At 72.7% G+C, this 16,970-nt stretch carries 17 protein-coding genes and 1 pseudogene; 8 read left to right on the top strand and 10 right to left on the bottom strand.

Annotation, left to right across the window (positions count from 1 at the left end; translation table 11 throughout):
* The first annotated feature begins 149 nt into the window (after positions 1-149).
* The 8 genes and pseudogenes from ACFVIU_RS15665 to ACFVIU_RS15630 all read left to right on the top strand — a co-directional run.
* Positions 150-992 carry a nitrilase-related carbon-nitrogen hydrolase gene (locus ACFVIU_RS15665; protein ID WP_385842988.1) on the top strand — a complete coding sequence of 281 codons (843 nt, stop codon included), beginning with the start codon at positions 150-152 and terminating at the stop codon, positions 990-992.
* Positions 989-2,272: an aspartate aminotransferase family protein gene (locus ACFVIU_RS15660; RefSeq protein ID WP_385842987.1), complete on the top strand. Its 1,284-nt coding sequence runs from the start codon at positions 989-991 to the stop codon at positions 2,270-2,272. The genes ACFVIU_RS15665 and ACFVIU_RS15660 overlap by 4 nt, the downstream gene beginning before the upstream one ends.
* A gap of 22 nt (positions 2,273-2,294) precedes the next feature.
* Positions 2,295-3,881, top strand: a complete 1,587-nt coding sequence (locus ACFVIU_RS15655; protein WP_385842986.1) for a PucR family transcriptional regulator — start codon at positions 2,295-2,297, stop codon at positions 3,879-3,881.
* Between the two features lie 179 nt (positions 3,882-4,060).
* Complete coding sequence (locus tag ACFVIU_RS15650; protein WP_385842985.1) at positions 4,061-4,903, top strand: nitrilase-related carbon-nitrogen hydrolase; 843 nt, start codon at positions 4,061-4,063, stop codon at positions 4,901-4,903.
* Between the two features lie 28 nt (positions 4,904-4,931).
* Entirely contained in the window at positions 4,932-6,335 is a 1,404-nt protein-coding gene (gene hydA, locus ACFVIU_RS15645) for a dihydropyrimidinase (protein ID WP_385842984.1), read from the top strand.
* Positions 6,336-6,346: 11 nt separating this feature from the next.
* Complete coding sequence (locus tag ACFVIU_RS15640) at positions 6,347-7,366, top strand: TIGR03842 family LLM class F420-dependent oxidoreductase (protein ID WP_385842983.1); 1,020 nt, start codon at positions 6,347-6,349, stop codon at positions 7,364-7,366.
* A 122-nt stretch (positions 7,367-7,488) separates the two neighbouring features.
* Entirely contained in the window at positions 7,489-9,069 is a 1,581-nt protein-coding gene (locus ACFVIU_RS15635) for an NCS1 family nucleobase:cation symporter-1 (RefSeq protein WP_385842982.1), read from the top strand.
* Positions 9,018-9,418: pseudogene (locus ACFVIU_RS15630) on the top strand (MSMEG_6728 family protein); the annotation flags it as partial. The gene ACFVIU_RS15635 and the pseudogene ACFVIU_RS15630, both read left to right, overlap by 52 nt.
* Positions 9,419-9,533: 115 nt before the next feature.
* Here the strand turns inward: ACFVIU_RS15630 and ACFVIU_RS15625 are convergent.
* From ACFVIU_RS15625 to ACFVIU_RS15580, 10 genes are all read right to left on the bottom strand, one after another.
* Positions 9,534-10,196, bottom strand: a complete 663-nt coding sequence (locus ACFVIU_RS15625; RefSeq protein ID WP_385842981.1) for a hypothetical protein — start codon at positions 10,194-10,196, stop codon at positions 9,534-9,536.
* A gap of 129 nt (positions 10,197-10,325) precedes the next feature.
* A complete protein-coding gene (locus ACFVIU_RS15620) occupies positions 10,326-10,868 on the bottom strand; it encodes a hypothetical protein (protein WP_385842980.1) in 543 nt (180 codons plus the stop codon).
* Complete coding sequence (locus ACFVIU_RS15615) at positions 10,865-11,401, bottom strand: hypothetical protein (protein ID WP_385842979.1); 537 nt, start codon at positions 11,399-11,401, stop codon at positions 10,865-10,867. Before ACFVIU_RS15615 ends, ACFVIU_RS15620 begins: the two co-directional genes overlap by 4 nt.
* A complete protein-coding gene (locus ACFVIU_RS15610) occupies positions 11,379-12,662 on the bottom strand; it encodes a WXG100 family type VII secretion target (RefSeq protein WP_385842977.1) in 1,284 nt (427 codons plus the stop codon). Before ACFVIU_RS15610 ends, ACFVIU_RS15615 begins: the two co-directional genes overlap by 23 nt.
* Positions 12,663-12,682: 20 nt before the next feature.
* Positions 12,683-12,973, bottom strand: a complete 291-nt coding sequence (locus tag ACFVIU_RS15605; RefSeq protein ID WP_385842976.1) for a DUF6317 family protein — start codon at positions 12,971-12,973, stop codon at positions 12,683-12,685.
* Positions 12,970-13,482 carry an SAV_915 family protein gene (locus tag ACFVIU_RS15600; protein WP_385842975.1) on the bottom strand — a complete coding sequence of 171 codons (513 nt, stop codon included), beginning with the start codon at positions 13,480-13,482 and terminating at the stop codon, positions 12,970-12,972. The genes ACFVIU_RS15605 and ACFVIU_RS15600 overlap by 4 nt, the downstream gene beginning before the upstream one ends.
* Positions 13,483-13,663: 181 nt before the next feature.
* Positions 13,664-14,728, bottom strand: coding sequence for a biotin/lipoate A/B protein ligase family protein (locus ACFVIU_RS15595; RefSeq protein WP_385843030.1), 1,065 nt, complete (start codon positions 14,726-14,728; stop codon positions 13,664-13,666).
* Positions 14,729-14,822: 94 nt separating this feature from the next.
* Positions 14,823-15,830 (bottom strand): hypothetical protein, encoded by a 1,008-nt coding sequence (locus ACFVIU_RS15590; RefSeq protein WP_385842974.1) that lies wholly within the window; start codon positions 15,828-15,830, stop codon positions 14,823-14,825.
* A gap of 58 nt (positions 15,831-15,888) precedes the next feature.
* Positions 15,889-16,161: a DNA-binding protein gene (locus ACFVIU_RS15585; protein WP_385842973.1), complete on the bottom strand. Its 273-nt coding sequence runs from the start codon at positions 16,159-16,161 to the stop codon at positions 15,889-15,891.
* The gene (locus tag ACFVIU_RS15580) at positions 16,158-16,883 is read right to left on the bottom strand and encodes a hypothetical protein (protein ID WP_385842971.1); all 726 of its coding nucleotides are present in this window, start codon (positions 16,881-16,883) and stop codon (positions 16,158-16,160) included. The genes ACFVIU_RS15585 and ACFVIU_RS15580 overlap by 4 nt, the downstream gene beginning before the upstream one ends.
* Positions 16,884-16,970 lie beyond the last annotated feature (87 nt).

The raw sequence follows: 16,970 nt of genomic DNA, 5'->3' as shown, positions 1-16,970 counted from the left end.
ACGGTCACCCGCAGGAGTGTGAAACGAGATCGACCCAGCGGGTTGACGACGATGGTCTTGGCAAGGACCGTCCGGAGGCTTACGTTCGTCCCTCTACGGGCCGTTTCTACGTGCGTAGAGGCTCTGACGTCCCGTCGAAGGAGCAGCTCATGGCCAACGTCGTACGAGCCGCACTGGTCCAGGCCACCTGGACCGGCGACACCGAGTCCATGGTGGCGAAACACGAGGAGCACGCCCGCGAGGCGGCCCGCCGGGGCGCGAAGATCATCGGGTTCCAGGAAGTCTTCAACTCCCCCTACTTCTGCCAGGTGCAGCAGCCCGAGCACTACCGCTGGGCCGAGCCGGTGCCCGACGGGCCGACCGTCCGCCGGATGCGGGACCTCGCGCGCGAGACCGGCATGGTGATCGTCGTACCGGTCTTCGAGGTCGAGCAGTCCGGGTTCTACTACAACACCGCCGCGGTGATCGACGCCGACGGCCGCTACCTCGGCAAGTACCGCAAGCACCACATCCCGCAGGTCAAGGGCTTCTGGGAGAAGTACTACTTCCGGCCCGGCAACCTCGGCTGGCCGGTCTTCGACACGGCCGTCGGCAAGGTCGGCGTCTACATCTGCTACGACCGGCACTTCCCGGAGGGCTGGCGGCAACTGGGACTCAACGGGGCCCAGTTGGTCTACAACCCCTCCGCCACCCACCGTGGCCTGTCCGCGCACCTGTGGCAGCTGGAGCAGCCCGCCGCGGCCGTCGCCAACGAGTACTTCGTCGCCGCCATCAACCGGGTGGGCCAGGAGGAGTACGGCGACAACGACTTCTACGGCACCAGCTACTTCGTCGACCCGCGCGGACAGTTCGTCGGCGACGTCGCCGACGACAAGAGCGAGGAACTCCTCGTCCGCGACCTCGACTTCGGCCTCATCGAGGACGTGCGGCAGCAGTGGGCCTTCTACCGCGACCGCCGCCCCGACGCCTACGAAGGGCTGGTACAGCCGTGAACGACCTCTACTCTCGTCACCGCCGGGTACTGCCCGACTGGCTCGCCCTCTACTACGACGACCCGATCGAGATCACCCATGGCGAGGGCCGTCACGTGTGGGACTCCGCCGGGAACCGGTACCTCGACTTCTTCGGCGGCATCCTGACCACCATGACCGCCCACGCGCTGCCCGAGGTCACCAAGGCGGTCGGCGAGCAGGCCGGCCGGATCCTGCACTCCTCGACCCTCTACCTCAACCGGCCGATGGTCGAACTCGCCGAGCGCATCGCCCAGGTCAGCGGCATCCCCGACGCCCGCGTCTTCTTCACCACCTCCGGCACCGAGGCCAACGACACCGCCCTGCTGCTGGCCACCGCCTACCGGCGCAGCAACACCATCCTCGCGATGCGCAACAGCTACCACGGCCGCTCCTTCAGCACCGTCGGCATCACCGGCAACCGCGGCTGGTCCCCGACCTCGCTGTCCCCGCTCCAGACGCTGTACGTCCACGGCGGCGTCCGCACCCGGGGGCCGTACGCCGAGCTGGACGACCGGGCGTTCATCGACGCCTGCGTGGCCGACCTGAAGGACCTGCTGGGCCACACCCGGCCGCCCGCCGCGCTGATCGCCGAGCCCGTCCAGGGCGTCGGCGGCTTCACCTCCCCGCCCGACGGGCTGTACGCGGCCTTCCGCGAGGTGCTGAGCGAGCACGGGATCCTGTGGATCGCCGACGAGGTGCAGACCGGCTGGGGCCGCACCGGCGAGCACTTCTGGGGCTGGCAGGCGCACGCCCGCAGCGGCCCGCCCGACATCGTCACCTTCGCCAAGGGCATCGGCAACGGCATGTCCGTCGGCGGTGTCATCGCCCGCGCCGAGATCATGAACTGCCTCGACGCCAACAGCATCTCGACCTTCGGCGGCACCCAGATCACCATGGCCGCCGCCCTCGCCAACCTCACCTATCTGCTGGAGCACGACCTCCAGGGCAACGCCCGGCGCGTCGGCGGACTGCTCATCGAGCGGCTGCGGGCCATCGCCGCCCCGCTGCCCGGCGTGCGCGAGGTGCGCGGGCGCGGGCTGATGATCGGCGTCGAGCTGGTACGGCCCGGCACGGACGAGCCCGACCCGCGGGCGGCGGCCGCGGTGCTGGAGGCCTGCCGGGACGGCGGGCTGCTCATCGGCAAGGGCGGCGGCCACAACACCAGCGCGCTGCGCATCGCCCCGCCGCTGTCGCTGACCGTCGCCGAGGCCGAGGAGGGGGCGGCGATTCTGGAGCAGGCGCTGCGCAGGACGTACTAGACGAAAGAGCAGGTGCACAGCCATGACCACCCTCTCGGAGCCCCTGAGCGACCACCAGCCGTCCCCCGGACCCGCCCTGTCCGTGCGCCAGGTGCTGACGCTGGAACGGGTGCTCGCCGGGGAGCCCGAGGTGGTGGCCGGCGCCGCGGGGCTCGACCGGGCGGTGCGCTGGGTGCATGTCGCCGAGGCCGCCGACGTCGGGGTGATGCTCAGCGGCGGCGAGATGGTCCTCACCACCGGGGTGCTCCTCGCCGGTGACGAGGCCCGGCAGGCCGAGTACATCCAGTCCCTGCACCGCGCGGAGGCCGCCGCCGTGGTGCTCGGCCTCGGGCGGGCCTTCCCGGCGCCGCCGGAGGTGATGCGCCGGGCCGCCGAGCGCTGCGGGCTGCCCCTGGTCGTCCTCCACCGGCCGTTCCCCTTCGCGGAGCTGACCGAGGAGGTGCAGTCCCGGCTGGTGCGGCGGAAGTTCGCCGCCGTCAGTCTCTCGGAGACGGTACGGACCGCGCTCACCGGACTGATCACGGCCGGCGCCCCGCTCCAGCGGCTGCTGGACGAGGTCGCCCGGCACAGCGGCTGTCCGGTCGTCGTCACCAACCTCGCCCATCGCGTCCTCGCCACGGCGGGGGAGCGGTCCGCGGTGGACGACGTGCTGCGCGACTGGGAGCGGATCGCCCGGCAGGCCGGGGCCGGTGCCGGCCCCGGCTGGATCAGCGCCGGGCTGGGCGGCCGCGGGGAGCGCTGGGGCCGGCTGCTGCTGTGCGGCTACCGGGGTGAGACGGCGACCGGACGGCTGCTCGCCGACCGGGCCGCCGAGGCGCTGGTCCTGCACCGCATGCTGGGCGGCGGCTCCGCGCACAGCTGGGAGGAGCAGTCCGCGCAGAGCCTGCTGACCGACCTCGTCTCCGGGGTCGTACCCGCCCGGCAACTGCTGCCCAGGGCCCGGGCGGCCGGGCTGCCGGTCAACCGGCGCACCTTCGTCCCGCTCGTCGTGCCCGGCGCCGATCCGGCCGAACTCGACCGGCTGCTGCGGGTGCTGGGGCTGCCCGGACTCGTCGCCGAGCTGGCCGGCGGTGCCGTCGCCGTGCTGCTCAGCCTCGCCCGCGACCAGCACGCCGAGACGCTCACCGCACACCTGGCGGCCCGCTGGCGCGGCGGCCCCGGGGCCGGGTCCGCCGTGATCGCCGCCGCCGCTGCCCGCACCTGCTGGGACGACGTGCCCGAAGGGCTGCGCGAGGCCCGGCATGTCGCCGACGCCGTCGCCGACTTTGCCGCCGCCCTCGACCTGCCCGCCGTGGTCCGGCTCAAGGACGTCCATCTGCGCGGGCTGATCCGGCTGCTGCGCGACGACCCGCAGGTGCAGTCCTTCGCCGAACGGGAGCTGGACGGGCTGCTCGGCGACGCCGAACCGGAACTCCTCGGCGTGCTGCGGACCTACCTCGCCACCGGCCGCAACAAGTCCCGCACCGCCCAGCTCCACCATGTCTCCCGGCCCGCGCTCTACCGCCGCCTGGAGGCGATACAGGCCCGCCTCGGCGTCGACCTGGACGACTTCGAACAGGCGGCCTCCGTGCACATCGCGCTGCTCGCGCATGATGCGCAACACCGGTGAAAGCATGCTGCGCAACACCGGTGAAACCTGCAACGACCTGGGAAAACGGCGGTGAAACATGGGCCTTGAAACACGTGACACGGTGACACGCGGCAGGCCCGCACCCGTGACACGCTGCCCGTCGAACGCCCCGCCCGGACTTCCTACGCTCACGGCACACCGAGCTACCGGAGGTCCCGATGAGCCGAGTGATCCGTGCCGCGCTGTTCCAGACCGCCTGGACCGGCGACAAGGAATCCATGATCCAGGTGCACGAGCAGGCGGCCCGCGACGCCGCCGCCCAGGGCGCCCAGGTCCTCTGCTTCCAGGAGCTGTTCTACGGCCCCTACTTCTGCCAGGTGCAGGACAAGGCCTTCTACGAGTACGCCGAGCGGATCCCCGACGGCCCGACCGTCCGGCGGTTCCAGAGCCTCGCCCGCGAACTGGGCATCGTCCTGGTGCTGCCGATGTACGAGGAGGAACAGCCCGGCGTCCTCTACAACACCGCCGCCGTGATCGACGCGGACGGCTCCTACCTCGGCAAGTACCGCAAGACCCACATCCCCCAGGTGCAGGGGTTCTGGGAGAAGTTCTACTTCCGTCCCGGCAACAGCGGCTGGCCCGTCTTCGACACGGCCGTGGGCAGGATCGGCGTCTACATCTGCTACGACCGCCACTTCCCGGAGGGCTGGCGGGCACTGGGTCTCGCCGGTGCCGAGATCGTCTTCAACCCCTCGGCCACCTCGCGGGGTCTGTCCCGCTACCTCTGGCAGCTGGAACAGCCGGCGGCGGCCGTCGCCAACGAGTACTTCGTCGGCGCGATCAACCGGGTCGGCGTGGAGGACCTGGGCGACAACGACTTCTACGGCACCACCTACTTCGTCGACCCGGAGGCCCGGTTCGTCGGCGAGTTGGCGAGCGACAAGGAGACCGAACTGGTCGTCCGCGACCTGGACCTGGCCACCCTCCGCGAGGTCCGGGACCGCTGGCAGTTCTACCGGGACCGGGCGCCGGGGGCGTACACGCCGCTGACCGCGCCCTGAGCGCAGCCGAGTCGACCGAGGGAGCAGCATGAGCAGCCGTACCGTCATCCGCGGTGGTCTCGTCATCACCGCCTCGGACGAGATCCACGCCGACGTCCTGGTCGAGGACGGCCGCGTCGCCGCCCTCGCGGCGTCCGGCACCCCCGCCGCCGCGGCCTTCACCGCCGACCGCGTCATCGACGCCACCGGGAAGTACGTCATCCCGGGCGGTGTCGACGCCCACACCCATATGGAGCTGCCGTTCGGCGGCACCTACGCCTCCGACACCTTCGAGACCGGCACCCGCGCCGCCGCCTGGGGCGGTACGACGACCATCGTGGACTTCGCGGTGCAGACCGTCGGCCGCACCCTGCGCGAGGGCCTGGACACCTGGCACGCCAAGGCCGAGGGCAACTGTGCGATCGACTACGCCTTCCACATGATCGTCTCCGATGTGAACGAGGAGACGCTCAAGGAGATGGATCTGCTGGTCGAGGAGGGCGTCACCTCGTTCAAGCAGTTCATGGCGTATCCCGGTGTCTTCTACAGCGACGACGGCCAGATCCTGCGCGCCATGCAGCGCTCCGCCGACAACGGCGGACTGATCATGATGCACGCCGAGAACGGCATCGCCATCGACGTCCTGGTCGAGCAGGCGCTCGCCCGGGGCGAGACCGACCCGCGCTACCACGGCGAGGTCCGCAAGGCCCTGCTGGAGGCCGAGGCCACCCACCGCGCCATCCGGCTCGCCCAGGTCGCGGGCGCCCCGCTCTACGTGGTGCACGTCTCGGCGATGGAGGCGGTCGCCGAGCTGGCCCGCGCCCGCGACGACGGACTGAACGTCTTCGGCGAGACCTGCCCGCAGTACCTCTTCCTGTCCACCGACAACCTCGCCGAACCCGGTTTCGAGGGCGCCAAGTACGTCTGCTCGACCCCGCTGCGGCCCAAGGAGCACCAGGCCAGACTGTGGCAGGGGCTGCGCACCAACGACCTCCAGGTGGTCTCCACCGACCACTGCCCCTTCTGCTTCACCGGCCAGAAGGACCTGGGCCGCGGCGACTTCTCCAAGATCCCCAACGGGCTGCCGGGCGTGGAGAACCGCATGGACCTGCTCCACCAGGCCGTGGTCGACGGGCACATCTCCCGCCGCCGCTGGATCGAGATCGCCTGCGCCACCCCGGCCCGGATGTTCGGTCTGTACCCGAAGAAGGGCACCATCGCCCCGGGCGCCGACGCCGACATCGTGATCTACGACCCGCACACCGAGCAGGTCATGTCCGCGCAGACCCACCACATGAACGTGGACTACTCGGCGTACGAGGGCAGGCGCACCACCGGCCGGGTGGAGACCGTGCTCTCGCGCGGCGAACTCGTCATCGACCAGCGGGAGTACACCGGGCACGCCGGGCACGGTGCCTTCACCCCGCGCTCCACCTGTCAGTACCTCAACTAGGAGAGGCGCCCATGGACTTCGGACTCGTCCTTCAGACCGACCCGCCGGCCTCCCGGGTCGTCAGCCTGATGAAGCGCGCCGAGCGCAACGGCTTCACCCACGGCTGGACCTTCGACTCGGCGGTGCTCTGGCAGGAACCGTTCGTGATCTACAGTCAGATCCTGGCGAACACGGAGAGGCTGAAGGTCGGCCCGATGGTCACCAACCCGGGCACCCGCACCTGGGAGGTCACCGCCTCCACCTTCGCCACCCTCAACGACATGTTCGGCAACCGCACCGTCTGCGGCATCGGCCGGGGCGACTCCGCGATGCGGGTCGCGGGCCGCAAGCCCAACACGCTCGCCCGGATCAGCGAGGCCATGAAGGTGATCCGGGCCCTCGGCCGCGGCGAGGAGGCCGACCTGGGCGGCACGAAGATCCGCTTCCCGTGGATCGGGCCGGGCGCCGAACTCCCGGTCTGGATGGCCGCGTACGGTCCGAAGGCGCTGAAGATGGCGGGGGAGGAGGCCGACGGCTTCATCCTCCAGCTGGCCGACCTGTACCTCACCGAGTACATGGTGAAGGCGGTCAAGGACGCCGCCGCGGCGGCCGGCCGGGACCCCGGCGAGGTCACCGTCTGCGTGGCCGCACCCGCCTATGTCACCGCCGACGACTCGCCCGAGGCCCTCGCCCACGCCCGGGAGCAGTGCCGCTGGTTCGGCGGCATGGTCGGCAACCATGTGGCCGACCTGGTGGCCAAGTACGGCGAGCACTCCGCCCAGGTCCCCGAGGAACTCACCGAGTACATCAAGGCCCGACAGGGCTACGACTACGCCCACCACGGGCGCAGCGGCAACCCGGACACCGCGTTCGTGCCGGACGAGATCGTGGACCGGTTCTGCCTCGTCGGCCCGGCCGAGCGGCACATCGAGAAGCTGAACAGGCTGCGCGAGCTGGGCGTCGACCAGTTCGCCGTGTACGACATGCACGACGCGCAGGAGGCCACCATCGACGCCTACGGCTCCCAGGTGATCCCCGCCGTCAACTCCTGATCCGCGGCGGCGCGTCGACCCCCCACGCGCCTCGCCTCATGGTCTCCCCTCCCCGCCGTCCCCGGGGAGGGGGCTGGTGCCCGCACGGCCTCTCTCGTCCCGCCTCCCCGATTGGCCAGCCCATGACCGACACCGTCCCTCCGGCCATATCCGCATCCGGCCAGGTCACCCTCCCCGACGGGCGCGTGGAACTCGCTCCTGGCACCCCGCCGCCCAGCGGCCCGTACGCCAACGAGGACCTGCTCCCGGTCCCGGTGGCGAAGCGCACCTGGACGACGTACAACTTCTCCGCGCTGTGGGTCGGCATGGCCCACAACACCGCCTCCTGGACCCTCGCCTCCGGGCTGATCGCGGTGGGCATGGACTGGAGACAGGCCGTGTTCACCATCGCCCTCGCCAACCTGGTCGTGCTGGTGCCGATGCTGCTGACCGGGCACGCCGGCCCCAAGTACGGCATCCCGTTCCCGGTCTTCGCCCGCGCCTCCTTCGGGGTGCGCGGCGCCAACCTGCCCGCGCTGGTACGGGCGTTGGTGGCATGCGGCTGGTTCGGCATCCAGACCTGGATCGGCGGCGAGGCCATCTACTTCCTCGCCGGCAAGCTGATCGGCGACAGCTGGGCGAACGCGGCGCACCTCGGCGGCCACCCCTGGACCATGTGGCTGTCCTTCGCGCTCTTCTGGGCGCTCCAGGTCGCGATCATCTACCGGGGCATGGAGACCATCCGCCGCTTCGAGAACTGGGCCGCGCCGTTCGTCCTCGTCGGCGCGTTCGTGATGCTGTGGTGGATGAGCGAGAAGGCGGGCGGCGTCGGCCCGCTGTTCGACCAGCCGTCGAAGCTCGGCTGGGGCAAGGACTTCTGGAAGCTGTTCGCGCCCTCCCTCATGGGCATGATCGGGTTCTGGTCGACGCTGTCCCTGAACATCCCCGACTTCACCCGCTACGGCCGCAGCCAGCGCGCCCAGACCTGGGGCCAGGCGCTGGGCCTGCCCACCACGATGACCCTGTTCGCCTTCCTCTCCGTGCTGGTCACCTCCGGCTCCCAGGCCGTGTACGGCACAGCGGTCTGGGACCCGGTGCAGCTCGCCGCGAAGACCGACAACGCGGTGGGCCTGCTCTACGCCCTGGTCACGGTGCTGGTCGCCACCCTCTCGGTGAACATCGCGGCGAACCTGGTCTCCCCGGCCTTCGACTTCTCCAACATGGCGCCCAGGAAGGTCGGTTTCCGCACCGGAGCGCTGATCACCGCCGTACTCGCCGTGCTGATCCTGCCCTGGAAGCTGTACTCCGACCCGCAGGGCTACATCTTCACCTGGCTCGGTCTGGTCGGCGGTCTGCTCGGCACCGTCGCGGGCATCCTCGTCGCCGACTACTGGATCCTGCGCCGCACCCGGCTCGACCTCGCCGACCTGTACCGCGCGGGCGGCCGCTACTGGTACGCGGGCGGCTGGAACTGGCGGGCGGTCGCGGCCTTCCTGGCGGGCGGTGTCCTCGCCGTCGGCGGGGCCAGCTTCAAGCCCCTGATCGACGGCCGCCCCATCCCCGCCCTGTCCGCCCTCGCCGACTACGGCTGGGCGGTCGGCCTCGGCACCTCCCTGGTGCTGTACCTGGGGCTGACCCTGCTCACCGGCCGCGGCCGGCCGGACGGTCAGGACGACACCGCACCGGCCGTGCCCGCGTCCCGGTCCGACGCCGGCCACACATAGGGCTCCAGGTGCTGGGCGGTCTGACCGTGCCGGGCTACGGCCGGCGCCGGTATACCGCCGTACGCATGTGGACCGGGTACGAGGAGGCGCTGGTCCGGTACGGCCTGGAGATCTGCCGGGTCTGGCGGGGGCAGGGCCACCATGACAGCTGCGCCGCCTCGCTGGTCGCGGGGTTCGCCGACGGTCGGGCGGGCGCCCGCGTGTGCGGCAGCCCGCGCTCGCCGCCGCGGGCGAGCTGCCGCCCCGGCTGGGTGAAGAAGACTTCCGTCGCAGCCATCGGTCCGCGCTGGTCCGCGAGGACCCTCACTTCTACGCCGGGGAGTTCGCCGGGATGCCGGACGATCTGCCCGGGGAGCGTCGGCCGTACGGCCGGCCGCCTCGGTCCGCCGGGGGCCGGCCCGCCGTCCCGTCAGCGCCGAGTGCCCCGCGCGGGAGCGGCCGAACCCTCGAGCGCCGACGGGCGGTCAGCGGGCCAGTGCGCCGACCGCGGCCCGGGCCGCCTTGATCGCCCCCGTGTTGATCACATCCGTGCTCGGGGCCTTCTTGGTCTCGAAGTCGCTGCCGCTGTAGGTGATGATCACCAGGGCGTTGGAGATCCGGGCCATCACCACGCCCTCCCGGGTCTGCTGCCTGTCCTCCGTGGTGAGGTCCACGATCGAGTACGCGCTGTCCCCGAGGCCCGGTACGGTCCCGCCGCCGCTCTTCTCCTGCACCCGCTGCTGGTACTCCTGCCGCGCCTCCTGCTCCGACGCGCCGATCTCGAACGAGACGTCCAGCCAGCGGTAGTCGTAGCCGTCCAGCGCGTTCCAGGAGCAGGTGCGGCGCAGCTGGGGGTCGGTCGACGGGATCTCCTTGCCGGTCGTCTTCGCGCCGGGCACCAGCGACGTGACCAGGGCGGCGGGCAGGCTGGTGCAGGGGGCGGGCGCGGTGTCGTACGCCTTCGCCTTCGCCGCCGCGCTGGACGGCGGGGCCGCGGCGGAGGTCGCGCCGGGTGCCGGCCGGCCCTGCTGCTGCGCGGCGGAGGGCGGTGCGGCCGGGCCCGACGACAGTGCCCAGCCGGCGCAGGCGAGGACCGCGACCGGCGTCAGACGCGCGGTGAGGGCGAGCGGCAGAGGAAGAGAACGCACGGCGCACTTCTCGTGGGGGAGGGGGCGTTGGAAGGTGTCCGTGGGGTGGACGGGGACGACAGTGTCACACGACCGCCTGTGGGCGGAAGTGCCAACGCGCTGTGTGCGCGGGCGGTCACGGCAGCGCGTTCACGACGTACTGATTGACCCGTTATGTTCCTCCAGTTGGCGACGGGCGCCGATCTCGCTCGGGTACGCGCGGACGGCGAGGGCGGCCAGGAGCCGGCCCGCGCACCAGGCCGCGAACGCGGGCAGGACCGGCGCCGCGAGCAGCAGCGGTACGACACCCGCCCGGGACCAGTTCCCGGCCCGGCCGGTCGCCGCCCGCTTCGCCGCGCGGACCTCGCCCGGCGCCGGCGGGTCCAGCCGTTGCCGCCGCAGTGCGCGGCGCTGACCGACCCAGCCATGGACCAGGGCCGCGCAGGACGCGACCGCCTGGACGGCGTCCCACGCCCGGCGCACCCGCGGCGGCAGGTCGCTGCGCGGCACGCCGAGATACAGCCGCAGGGCGACATAGCAGAAGAAGGCCAGGGCCGTGAGCAGGAGGACGGCGCCGCCGGCGCGGCGCAGCCAGTAGCGTGCCCCGCGCCGGTACCAGGTGGTCCCGAGGCCCGGCAGCGCCGGGACGGTCACGGGAGCCGCGGGCGGGGTCGAGGTGCGGTGCGGGGTCATGGACGGGTGGAGTGCGCCTCGAGCCAGCGGCGGGCGCCGACCTCGCTGGGGTACTCGCGCACGGTCGTCCAGGCCGCCAGCCAGCCCACGAGGTACGCGGCGAACGCCGGCATGACGGGGGCGGCGAGCAGCACCAGCCCGCGCCCCAGGGCGATCCGGCCCGGGACGCGCCGGTCGTGGGCGCGTTTGGCCCGGAGCGTCTCCTCGGGGGTCGGCGGGTCCGCCAGCGCCGCGCGGTGGCCCCGGCGCTGCGCCACCCAGCCCCACACCAGGGTCACGGCGGACGCCGCCGCCTGTACCCCGTCCCACACGACCCGCGCGGTGGCCGGCAGCAGATCCCGGACCCCCGCGTACAGGCCCAGCGCGAACAGGCAGAACATGGCCATGGCGAACACGATGAAGACCGTCGTACGGGCCCGGCACAGCCAGTAGCGCGTGCCGCGCTCGTACCACGTCCGGCCCAGTTTCGGCAGGGCGGGGACGGGGACGGAGAACCCCGGGGCGGGGGCCTCAGAAGATACTCGTGACGCCATGCCAGACATCCTTCGCCAGTCGCTTTCCGTCGTCGACGGTCTCCGTGGCGACGTGCTTGGTGCCGGTCAGCACGCCACCGAACACCCCGTGGTCGTGAATGTCCTCGCTCCAGTGCTCGTGGAAGGCGTGGTCGAGGACCGAGGTCGAGACGATCACCGTGCCGACCCCGACCGCGGCGACGGCGGCGGCACCCTCGACGGGCAGGGCCGCGGTGATCGCCGCACCGGCGGCCAGTCCGCCGAGCGCGACGCCGCCGTCCACGACGACGGAGTGCTGCCAGGACCAGCCCTTGTCATGGTCGTCCTTGGCCTCGATCAGCCCGCAGGCGGCCGCCGCGGCCACGTCCAGCACCGGCAGCTCCTTCAGGGCGTCCGGCAGCGCCTCCAGCCCCTTGCCCAGGCGCAGCGCGTCCGCGGCGTCGGCCAGCTTCACGTTCAGGGCACGGTCGTACGGCAGCTTGCTGCTGCCGCTGTCGGCGCGGGCGATGTCCCGCTCCAGCGAGTCCACCTTGGTGACCGCGTCGCGGTAGGCGCTCTTGGCCGGCAGGTCGTCGGGCAGCCGGCGGCCCTGCTGCTGGAACACCCTGCGCTCGGCCCGGAGTTGCTTCTTCGCGGCCTGTGCCTCGGCCCTGGCCGCGTCGATGTGCTGGCGGGCCTCGATACCGCCGGCCCGGGCGTCCTCGGCGTCGTACGCGTACAGCCCGCGCAGCGCGTCGTACAGGGTGACCTTGTCCCCGGGGGAGACAGAGTCGTCCTTCGAGGTCACCTTGTCGTACAGCCCCTGCAACTGCTTCGCCGCGACCAGCCGTGCGTGCTGGGCGGTGTGCAGGATCTCGTCGCGTGCCGTGGCGTACTCGTCCAGCGCCGCGACGGCCTTGTGATCGTCCGCGGTCGGCGGGTTGGCCGTCGTCATCGGCAGCGGCGCGCCCCGGGGGCCCGTCGGCACCCCCTTGCGGGCCGCGACGTCCTCCGCGTTCTGAAGGGACGCCTCGCACGTGGCCAGCGCGTCGGCGAGGGTCTGGAGGATCTCGCCGGCCGCGTGCACCAGTTCGGCGAAGCCGCCGGCGGCCAGCGCGTCCTCGCTCCACTTGGCGCGGAAGGCCTCGGCCGCCTCGCCCTTCCAGCTCGCGTCGTCGACCAGCTTGTCGACGGCGCTGCCGATCGGCCTGACCACGCCGTCGAGCTTGTCCTTGGCGTTCTTGTACGTCTCGGCCATCGTGCGCAGCCCGCCGATGTCACCGCCGACCCAGCTGTCACTCATCCGTGCTCACCCGTCAGCTCTCAGCCCATCAGGTCTTCGAAGACACCGTGGACGTCCACGTCGTGCCGGTGGAAGGAGTCCCGCGCGTACGCCACCTTGTCGCCGTGGTCGTCCAGCCGGTCGGCCATGCCGATGTGCAGGGCGACGATGAGGTCGGCGACCTCCTTGATGGCCGAGTCCAGCCCCGGATCGCCGCTGCCGGCCACGGCGGGGGCCACGTCGGCGTGCAGCGCACGGTAGTCGCGGGCCTGGGTGTGGAACGTCTTCGCCATCGTCGACAGGTCGTCGTAGATCACCGTGAAGTCGGTCATGGCGTGCGCACCTCCCGTGCGTAGGCGGCCAGGTCGGCCGGTTCCCAGTGGTGGCGGCCGGGCGGCACCCGCGGGTCCACCAGCACGGTGACGCCCTGGGCGCGCACGCCCTCCGCGAGCGGGCCGAGCGAGGCGGCGACCCACGGCTGGGCCTCCCCGAGGGCTTCGGCCAGCTTCGCCGGCGTGCTGAAGGCGAAGGCGACCGTGCCGTGCGCGGGGTGCTCGAACAGCTCCAGGACGACGAACGGCACCCGCGCGGGGCGGCCGTCGCCGCCGGTCCCCGCGACGGAGCGCGGATGCGCCGGAACGCACACCGGCGTGTGGTAGGCGGGCACCCCCGGCCGGGGGCCGGGGCGGCGGTCGTCACCGGCCGCCCGCGGCGGCGGCGCGCCGGTCAGGAGATCCCGCAGCCGGGCCGGGCGCGCTTCCGGTGCCTGCTCCGGAGGCGGCCCGGCGGGCGGCTCCGGTTCCAGGAAATCGCGCAGCCGAGAACGCTTCGGCGCCCCCACCGCCGTCACCTCTTCCCCGTGGTTCTGCGTGGCCGAATCGGGCCCGTCCACGGTAGCCAGCGGGCGGCGGGGCAAATCCGGCTAAGTGGGGACGGCGGTTCCGACGTACACGGAACTCATACGACCGTTTGGGCGGGGCGAGGGAAGCTCTTGACCCTTCCCTGAAGCAAGCCCCCGACGGTCACGGCACTCTCGCGGTCCACTCGGCCGACGTGAACTTGGTCCGCGCCAGCTCCTCGGCCCGGGCCAGCTCCTCGTCCGTGATCTTGCCCTGCTCCAGGCCGTACCGCGCGCGGAAGGAGTCGATCATCCGCTCGATCACCGCGGCGCGCGGCAGCCCGGTCTGGCGACGCAGCGGATCCACCCGCTTCTTCGCGCTCGCGGTGCCCTTGCCGGACAGCTTCTCCCGCCCGATCCGCAGCACCTCGACCATCTTGTCGGCGTCGATGTCGTACGACATCGTCACATGGTGCAGTACGGCGCCCGGCCCGCCGCCCGGCCCGACGATCCGCTTCTGCGCCGCGCCCGCGATCTTGCCCTGCTCGGTGGCGATGTCGTTCAGCGGCTGGTACCAGGCCCGGATGCCCATCTCGCCGAGGGCACCCAGCACCCAGTCGTCCAGATAGGCGTAGCTGTCCTGGAAGGACAGGCCCTGGACGAGGGAGTCGGGCACCGACAGCGAGTAGGTGATCGTGTTGCCCGGCTCCACGAACATCGCGCCGCCGCCGGAGATCCGCCGCACCACCTCGATCCCGTGCCGGGCGGCGCCCTCGGGGTCGACCTCGTTGCGCAGCGACTGGAAGCTGCCGATGATCACCGCGGGGGCGCCCCACTCCCACACCCGCAGCGTCGGCGGCCGCCGGCCCGCGGCCACCTCGGCGGTCAGCACCTCGTCCAGCGCCATGTGCAGCGCGGGCGGCTGGGGGCTCTCGTGGATCAGCTGCCAGGCGTAGTCCGTCCAGTCCGTGGCGTGTGCGAGCGCTCTGCGCACCGCGATGCCCACGCCCTCGGCGGTCAGCCCGTACATCACGGTCCCCGCCGGCAGCGCGGCCTCGATCCGCGCGGCCAGCCCCGACGCGTCGGTGTCCGCCGGGGCCCCCTCCAGGGCGCGGTTCACCGCGTCCAGTGCCTCGTCCGGCTCCAGGAAGAAGTCGCCCGCCACGCGCACCTGCCGCAGCACGCCGTCCTCGACCTCCGCGTCGACGACGACGAGCTTGCCGCCGGGCACCTTGTACTCACCGTGCACTGTCCGGTCCTCCATCCTGCCGCACGAGATCAACGACCGGGAGGGCCGCGGTGTTCCCCCCGCGGCCCCGGACCGGCCGGGCCGCCCGCCCCGCTCAGGCCTTCCTGAGCGTGCGCGCCATGTGCTCGAACTCCTCGAACGGCGCCACCGCCCCCATGAGCGTCCGCAGCGAGCCGACGATCTTCCGGCTCGGCCTGCGCACCCGGCTGCTGGTACGGCCGATCCACACCAGCATGGATTCGAACTCCTCGGCGGTGGTGGCCGCCTCGCGCATCTCCCGGGACTGCTCGATCATCTGGTCGAGCAGCGAGTCGATGCCGTCCGGCCACTCCGCGCGCGGGGTCTCGGCGGTCCACTCCAGGAACGCGCGCAGCGCGCCGAACGTCAGCTCCATCCGGCCGGCGAGCCGCCGGGCCGCCTCCTCCAGCTCGGCCGACGGGCCCTCGATGGACTTGGCGAACCGGTTGACCGCGGCCAGCTGAGCGCTCATCGGCACGCCCGGCAGATTGGCCCGCAGCAGGTCCTCGGAGGACAGCTCCGCCATCGCGCCCAGGTCCTCGAAGGCCGCCTCGACCATCGCCATGTCCTCCGCCATGGCCCCCATCTCGGTCTCGGCCTCCACGGCCAGCTCCAGCAGCCCGGGCCCGTTCTCCTCCGGCGCGGCCGGGGCCTCCTCCCGTCCGGGCGCGGCCTCGCCGGACCCCTCACCCGGCGCGGGTACGGCCGTCCGGCCCAGCTCCTCGGCGAGCGCCGCCCGCAGCAGGGCCCGCGCCACGGCCCGGCCGAGCGGCAGCGGCGGGAACTCGAGCGCCGGGAACGCGTCGAGGCCCGCAGGCACCGTCCCGGCCTGCACCAGACGCACCGTGCGCCGGCCGGCGGCGTGCCGGACCCCCAGCCCGAGCACCACGGACGGATGGCCCCCGGTGAGATCGGCGACGACCACGTCCTCCTCGACGAGGTGCCGGACGAGCCGGTCGCCGAGCGGGCTCGGGTCGGCGAGCTGGTCGGCCCGGACCAGGGACAGCTCCAGCTCTTCGCAGACGGGCCGCACGACCTCCTCGTGGAAGAGCGCCGTGGGACCGAGGGCGAGACACGTGGGCATGACGGAGTACCTCCGAAAGAAGGGAAGGAAAGGGTGAGGGAACTGAGGCGAAGGGGGCTCAGTCGAACAGCGTCAGCGCCACGCCGTCGCCGAGGTCGTCGGCGTAGACGGGCCGCTCCTCGATGCCCAGCGAGGACAGCAGACGGGTGGTGAGGACACGGTGCCGGCGGCCGACCCGGACCGTCTCGCAGGGGAACGTGCCCAGGGCGACCAGCCGGTAGGCGGTGGCCATGCACATGCCGTACGCCCGGGCCGCCGTACGGAGATCGACGCTGACCGGCAGGTCGAGGACCTCCCGGAAGGTCAGCGGGGTCGGCGGGCGCCCGGTCATCGGCCGCTCCCGGGCCGCAGGGACAGCGTGCCCACCCGGCGGCCCCGGTGGATCCGGCGGGCCGTGGCGACCCGCTCGGTCAGCCCCCATTCCGCGGCCAGGGCGCCGAGGCGCACCCCCTCGGCCCGGTCGGCCGGGACGGTGATCCGCAGGGTCGCGGCGAGCCCCTCCGGCCGGGTACCGCCGTCGAACTCCGCCTGCCACAGCGCGCCCCGGTCCCGGCGGACCGCCGCCGCGACCTGGACGTCCTCGACGGGCCGCTCGGCCCGGGCCTGCCCGGCGGTGTTCCAGGCATGGGTGCACGCGGCACGCAGCAGCACGGAGCCCGGGTCGGCGGTGCCCGGCTCGATCGTCCGCAGGGTCTCCAGGCAGGCGGTGAGCATCTCCGCCTCCACGTCGTCCCGTTCGGCGCCCAGGCGCTGGACGATCGCGAAGGCGTGGCGGCGCAGCCCGGGCAGGGCGCACCACACCGCGCCGAGCAGCCAGCCGTTCCCGTCGGTGTCCTCGCGGGCCAGCGCGGCGATCTGGTGCCACAGCGAGGTCCGTACGGCGGCCGGTGCGCAGCGGTCGTAGAGCAGGGGGCGTGCCTCGGCGGGGGTCAGGGCGGTGCCCGGGGCGCCGGAGCCGTCGTCCAGCCGGAGCCCGGCCAGCGGTTCCCGGCCGGCCATCTCCCGCTCCACGCGCGTGAAGAGGCTGGTGGGGTACGGGGGCAGGGGTGTCATCGATCTCCTCGGGTGGTGAGGGGCATGCGGTGCCGCGGGGATGGGTCCGGCGGCGGGTGGTGGGGAGCCCGGGCGGCGCCGGAGAGG

The sequence above is a fragment of the Streptomyces sp. NPDC127190 genome, from assembly GCF_042672505.1.
In the GTDB taxonomy this organism is placed as follows: domain Bacteria; phylum Actinomycetota; class Actinomycetes; order Streptomycetales; family Streptomycetaceae; genus Streptomyces.
This window is presented reverse-complemented; position numbering and strand designations above follow the sequence as displayed.